The following is a 6,821-nucleotide window of genomic DNA, read 5'->3' on the forward strand; positions in this document are numbered from 1 at the left end:
AACTGATTACGTTTTTGAAACTCAAACCTTCTTCTTTGTGCAAACGCACCAATTCAGCATATAATCCTTTTGGCGAAGATCCTGTTGCAAGTCCTAAAATACAAGGTTTATTTTCTTTTTGTTTGGTTTGAATTAAAGCTGCAATTTCCTGAGCCACCGCTTTTGAAGCATCACCTGAATTTTCAAAAACAACGGTATTGATGTTTTCAAATCGCTTTTCGAAACCTGTTGCTTTGTCTACTTTACTTTTTAACATGATATAGTTTTTTTTATTCTATTCTAAGTTTAAATCAATAACAATCAACACTTTATAAATATAACAAGTTTTGAATTGTAATACAAGGAAATAAAAACACATTTCAATAACCCAAAAGATGTAAAATGCTTCTTTGCAATTTTTATGCAAATATATGCGTTTTTTTTGCACTACAAAGATACTTTAATAAGTTATATTTCATCTATAAGTAATATAAAACTTTTGTTAATTTTTCAGCTTTTTCAGATTCCCGACGAACTTTATCCAATAAAAAAACCATCAGTTTCCTGATGGCTTTTAAACCATTCATTCATGTAATTACTTCCAGTTAAAAGTAATTATTTTTTCAATTTCACTTGATAAACTCAAAAATACCGGACAAGTCATTGCGGCACGTTCCAGAATAATTCTGCTTTTTTCATCGGCATCGCTTTTCATTTCAAAAGCAATTTCGATTGCTCCAATCCTTCTTGGTTCAGCATTCATTATTTTAGTTACTTCGGCAGTTGAGCCAATAAAATCCACATTTAAATCACGGGCTTTAATACCCATAATAGTCATCATACAACTTGCTAAAGCATTTGCAACCGTATCAGTTGGAGAAAATGCTTCTCCTTTTCCGTTATTATCTAAAGGTGCATCAGATATGATTTCACTTCCTGATTGCACGTGAATTGATTTTGTTCTTAAATCTCCTAAATAGGTTACTTTTGATGTCATTAATTTGCTACTTTTAAAGTTAAGTCTGAATCGTAATATAAAATGTAAACACCTTTATTTGCGTGTCCTCCATCTTCTTTTTTATAAAATTGAAATTTATTATCAACTTGTTCCGTCGTCATTAAATCTGCTGTTTCCTGATATGTTTTTCCCTGAACCAAACGCATCATTGTATCAAAAGTTACATCAAATCCGCGAGTTGCATATGTATTAGGATTCACCTTATTTTTTAATCTGTATTCTTTGTCAAAGATTAAAACTGCCGCTTCATCACTTTCGCGGGTCACAGACGGATACATCAATTTTAATTTAACCAAACTCTCAAAACTAATTTCATCTGTATCAAGCGTGCTGTTTGGTTCTAAAATAACTAATTGTACCTGACATGTTTTTTGTGAATCAAGCAGGGCTTTGATGGTTGTTTTAATCATAGCGGTATTTCCCGTTTCCATTACCACATAATTCATTCTGTTTGGTAATAACAAACTTTTCAAATTTGCTGCATCTAAACCACCTGTTTCTGAAAGAGCTGCAAAAACAACACCTTTTTGATTTTGTTTGATATAACTAATAACCGATTCTTTCTTTTTATCTACAACCGCAACTATGTTTCCGTTTTTAGATCGCATAAAATCAAAAACAGCATTACGAACAACATCATTTGTTGGAATCGTTTGATATAAATTATCAATTGGGTTTGCTGAATCTTTAGACAATGGTGAAATCACAGGAACATTGTACATACGCAAAGTATTTGCAGTTGCTTCGGCATTATTTTGATAAAATGGCCCGATAACCGCATTTGCATCCTGTAATTTATTTTGAGAAATTAAAGTCGAAACATTTGAATTCATTTTTGTTTCCTGCGAATCATAAATAGCAACATCAATTGGTAATTTCAATGTTTTAGCCGAATCAATTGCCATCATTGCTCCTGAATAAAAATCAAGAGTCATGTTCAAAAACTTATCGTTTTTAATACGATTTGCAGCGCTCATCGTATCATTTTGCATTTTATTTAAATTGAAAGGCAATAGTAAAACCACTTTTTTACGTTCGTTTTCTCCTCTCTTTTTAGTCAGCTCAACAACTTCCGGATTAACCGAAACTGTTTCTGATTTTACTTTATCAATAATCTGAATTGAACCTCCGGTGTTGGTATTTTCTATAGGTTTTTCAACAGCTTGTTGTTGTTGTTGTGGAATAATTGGAGCAGGCGCTAAATATCCTGTTGGAACTTTTAAAACCATTCCTTCTTTTACACCTTCAGAAAGTGCAGGATTCAATTGCGTTAATTCGTCCTGGGTCAAATGAAAAGTTTTTGATAAACTATATAATGTTTCTTTCGGTTTCACCTGATACTCCATATAAGTAGTCGCTTTTTTAGAAGTTTCAGATGCTTTTTTAGTTTCCGCCGGTTTTGCAGTATTTGCAGTAACGGCCGGAGCTGAAGCTTCTGTTTTAGGCGCTTTTCCTTTTATGGTCAATCTTAAACCTACTGGCAAATTTGAAACAATTTCAGGATTGCGTTTTTCTAATTCTTCAATTGTAATTCCGTATTCTTTAGCGATCGAAAATTTAGTTTCTTTTGCCACAACATCATGATAAACATATTTATTATCCTGAGTTTTTTCTTTAGCCGGTTTTTCTTTAGCTGGCTTTTCTGCTGCTAAAGATGATTTTACTTTTGAACCTTTTGCAGGAATAACCAATTTTTGTCCAATTTGAACACCGCTTTTTTCCAAACCCGGATTGGCGGCTTTCAAGGCTTCATCAGAGATATTATATTTTTTTTCAATACTATAAAAAGTCTCTTTTGGCTGTACTTCATGAATTACTTCTTTAGTATTTGCGCTCGTTTTTGCAGCAGCTGCCTCAGATTTAACCGCAGAAGTTTTTGCATTATTCGTTGGAATCAGCAAAACTGTATTTGTAGAAATTCCTCTTCTTGCATCTGGATTTAATGCATAAATATCATAAGGCGTAACCTTAAATTTTACAGCAATCTGGTTAACCGTTTCTCCATTTGCGACAGTATATTTAATGACTTTTTCTTGGGAAAAAGCAGAAAACGTAATAAAAAAAACAAGAAACAATAATGTTGAATAATATTTCATAATAAGGCTTAAAACAATTTAATTTTTAATTCAAAAACAAGGTACTCAATTCTCTTCAAAGCAAGATTCCTGCCATTTGTTATTTTATCGCTAATTATTATCTAAGATCAATTTCTGCCTTAGCAATAATAATCTCTTTATATAACTCATCTTCTTCACTTTTCTTACATTTATACAGCACTTCTTCCATATTTTGATACTTATCAGCATAAACATAGTAGGAAAGACTATTAATATTAAAGAAGAAGCTAGCGTTAAAATCACCAGAATCAATGAGTTTCATAATGAGCTTATCTCTTAGCGACGAGTCTGTAAATATACCTAAAACTAAGTAATAGCCGTTTGAAACTTCTTTAAGATTATCATAAACTTCAATCTTTACTTTTATGTCCGTTTTAAGAGGATTTTCCTTTAATTCACGCTTCATTTCTTCCAGCGAAACTGTTTTTGAAGATTCAGCCGAGTTCGTTTTATTTTGGTTTTTAATCGCCTCGTCCTGATATTTTTTCAATTTGATCAAAGCCAGTTTATCATCAAATTTTCTGGCTTCCATACTATAATAAGTAGCTTTACTAATATGTCTTTTAACTTCGATTTTTTTCTGAGTATCAAGCGAATCTATTTTAGCAATCAAAAGCTGATTTTGCGCATCGCCTTGCTCCTGATTTATTTTATAGCGTTTTATTTCTTCTAACGAAAGTCGTTGTTGTAATGAAGTTACGTTATTATTTTTTTCGCCTTCGCGGATTTTCTTCTTGTATTCCTGATTTTCTTCAACAGCAATTTTCTCCACTTTATTCATTAAACCGGCATACGCTTTTCGGTTTTCAGCCAGTTCTTTTTTTAATTGAGATGATAAATCGCTAGTTTGTCCAATGCTTGCATACGATTGTTTTTCTAAACGTTTTGATTCGTCAACATTTAAAATATCCATTCTTTTTAAATCAATTAAATCATTATTCATCGTGTTTACCAATGAATCTAATTTTGCCATTAAAATATCCTGAACATTTTTATTCGCTTCCAGAACCAATCGTAATTTTTCAACCGAATTTTCCTTAGAACCGCTCATATTATTCAGATTGACTTTTAAATCATTGATCTTGATAATTTTCTGATTCATCTCTTTCTGAACAACCAATCTGTCTTTTAAATCCTCTAATTCAACAGTTTTAGCTTTTCCCTTTTCAACTACAACTTGTTTTTCGGCAAGAGCCAACATTAATTCTTCGCCTTCAGTCGTTGCTTTTACTTCTTTTGTATTAATGGCTAACTTATTTCCAACAATTAATCCGTTTACGATTTCAGGATTTTGAGATTCTAACTGATCAATTGAGATTCCGTATTTTTTAGCAATAGAAAATTTAGTTTCCTTTGGTTCAACCACATGAAAAATAGTTTCCTGATTAATTACACGAATTCTTCCATCTAAAGTTTTTCTTTTATTCGGAATAGAAATTGTCTGACCAATTTGCAATCCGTTTTGAAGAAGTTCCTTGTTTATATTTTCCAAATCATTAACCGAAACATTATATTGTCTCGCAATACTAAACAATGATTCCTTTGCAACAACCTGATGGGTTGCTTTTGAAGATGTTGTAATTTCAGTTTTAGAAAGATTAGAATGCTGCGGAATAATTAATTCCTGACCAATCTGAAGTCCGTTGGCAAGAATTGGGTTTGCATTTTGAAGTGCTTCTACAGAAACATTATATTGTTTTGATAAACCAAAAAGGGTTTCTTTTGCACCAACAATATGAGTAATTTGCTGGTCTTGATTTTGCTTTTCTTCGGAGTGAACAGGAATCTTAATAATTTGATTGTCTTTGATTCCGCTTTCCGACTCGGGGTTGAGTTTGTAAATTTCTTCGACAGAAACCTTGTATTTTTGGGCAATAAAATAGGCAGTTTCTCCTTTTTGAATTTTGTGTTCAATAATTGAATCTTGCGCAGTTATTCTGTTAAAAGACAAAATAAAGACAAGAGAAATCGTTAAAAGTTCTCTCATAAATAGTAGGTTTAAAAAATTAGGGCTTTACAAATGTAACTTAATTTTAAAAATAGCACTATTATCACCTGCATCTTTGTTACAACTTAGAACATTAAATATTTTTGCCTAATTAATAAAACAAAAAAATGTCCATAAAATATGGACATTTTTTTAATCTATTATAATGATAATCAAGCTTTATTCCCACTCAATTGTTGCTGGTGGTTTTGAGCTAATATCGTAAACCACACGGTTCACGCCTTTTACTTTATTTATAATGTCATTTGACACTTTCATCAGGAAATCATACGGTAAATGAACCCAGTCCGCCGTCATACCATCAGTAGATTCAACGGCTCTAAGCGCTACTACTTTTTCGTAAGTACGCTCATCGCCCATCACACCAACACTATTTACAGGAAGTAAAATTGCTCCAGCCTGCCAAACTTTGTCATATAATCCCCAAGATCTTAAACCGTCGATAAAAACAGCATCTACATCTTGCAAAATCTGAACTTTTTCAGGGGTAATATCTCCTAAAATTCTAATTGATAATCCTGGTCCCGGGAAAGGATGTCTTCCTAATAATTCAGGATCTATTCCTAAAGTAGCTCCAACTCTTCGAACTTCGTCTTTAAACAACATTCTAAGTGGTTCTACGATTTTTAATTTCATATAATCCGGCAATCCACCCACATTATGGTGCGATTTAATTGTTGCCGATGGTCCTTTTACCGAAACCGATTCGATTACGTCAGGATAAATAGTTCCCTGAGCTAGCCATTTTACGTCTTCGATTAAATGAGATTCATCATCAAAAACTTCGATAAATACACGACCAATAGTTTTACGCTTGGTTTCCGGATCACTAATTCCGGCTAATTCGCCAAGAAAACGATCTCCGGCATCTACGCCTTTTACGTTTAATCCCATTCCTTTGTATTGATCTAATACATTTTGGAATTCGTTTTTACGTAATAAACCGTTATTTACAAAAATACAATATAAGTTTTTTCCAATTGCCTGGTGTAATAAAACCGCTGCTACAGTAGAATCTACTCCACCGGAAAGTCCTAAAACCACTTTATCGTTTCCTAATTTCTCTTTTAATTCTCCCACCATTTCTTCTACGAAAGCACCTGGTGTGAAGTTTTGAGGAACTTCGGCAATATTTACTAAAAAGTTCTCCAGCATTTTTGATCCATCTGTAGAATGGAAAACTTCCGGATGATATTGAATAGCATAAGTAGTTTCGCCTTCAATTTTATAAGCAGCAAATTCTACATCATGAGTACTTGCTAATTTTACTGCATTTGTTGGTAAAGCCTTGATACTGTCGCTATGACTCATCCAAACCTGACTGTTTTCTGAAACTCCGTTAAAGAAAGTTTCACCTTCTTTAATATAAGATAAATTAGCTCTACCATATTCTCTGGTGTTCGAAGCCGCTACTTCGCCACCGCTAAAATGGGCTAAGTATTGTGCTCCGTAACAAACTGCCAACATAGGAAGTTTGCCTCGAATTTGAGATAAATCAGGATGTGGAGCGTCTTCTCCGCGAACAGAAAATGGGCTTCCTCCTAAAATTACGGCTTTATAAGGTGATAAATCACTAGGAAAGTGATTGTAAGGGAAAATTTCGCAGAATATATTTAATTCGCGAACTCTACGCGCAATAAGCTGTGTATATTGCGATCCGAAATCTAAAATAAGTACGTTGTGTTGCATGCGCAAAAAT

General features: G+C 33.1%; 4 protein-coding genes and 1 pseudogene. All 5 read right to left on the reverse strand.

From position 1 onward, the window contains the following. Positions 1–256: pseudogene (locus ACHZDT_RS15220) on the reverse strand (glucosamine-6-phosphate deaminase); the annotation flags it as partial. Between the two features lie 318 nt (positions 257–574). Next, positions 575–976, reverse strand: coding sequence for an OsmC family protein (locus tag ACHZDT_RS15225; RefSeq protein ID WP_394775474.1), 402 nt, complete (start codon positions 974–976; stop codon positions 575–577). After that, a complete protein-coding gene (locus ACHZDT_RS15230; RefSeq protein WP_394775475.1) occupies positions 976–3,093 on the reverse strand; it encodes a LysM peptidoglycan-binding domain-containing protein in 2,118 nt (705 codons plus the stop codon). Before ACHZDT_RS15230 ends, ACHZDT_RS15225 begins: the two co-directional genes overlap by 1 nt. 97 nt (positions 3,094–3,190) lie before the next feature. Then, a complete protein-coding gene (locus tag ACHZDT_RS15235; protein ID WP_394775476.1) occupies positions 3,191–5,101 on the reverse strand; it encodes a LysM peptidoglycan-binding domain-containing protein in 1,911 nt (636 codons plus the stop codon). Positions 5,102–5,281: 180 nt separating this feature from the next. Next, positions 5,282–6,811: a glutamine-hydrolyzing GMP synthase gene (guaA, locus tag ACHZDT_RS15240; protein WP_394775477.1), complete on the reverse strand. Its 1,530-nt coding sequence runs from the start codon at positions 6,809–6,811 to the stop codon at positions 5,282–5,284. Positions 6,812–6,821: the final 10 nt, after the last annotated feature.

Origin of the sequence: Flavobacterium sp. (genome assembly GCF_043722275.1) — a bacterium.
Lineage (GTDB): Bacteria > Bacteroidota > Bacteroidia > Flavobacteriales > Flavobacteriaceae > Flavobacterium.

Bases quoted from the DNA above. Each gene is read 5' to 3' on its own strand.
- ACHZDT_RS15225 (WP_394775474.1), bottom strand. From the start codon at position 976: ATGACATCAAAAGTAACCTATTTAGGAGATTTAAGAACAAAATCAATT.
- ACHZDT_RS15230 (WP_394775475.1), bottom strand. From the start codon at position 3,093: ATGAAATATTATTCAACATTATTGTTTCTTGTTTTTTTTATTACGTTT.
- ACHZDT_RS15235 (WP_394775476.1), bottom strand. From the start codon at position 5,101: ATGAGAGAACTTTTAACGATTTCTCTTGTCTTTATTTTGTCTTTTAAC.
- guaA (WP_394775477.1), bottom strand. From the start codon at position 6,811: ATGCAACACAACGTACTTATTTTAGATTTCGGATCGCAATATACACAG.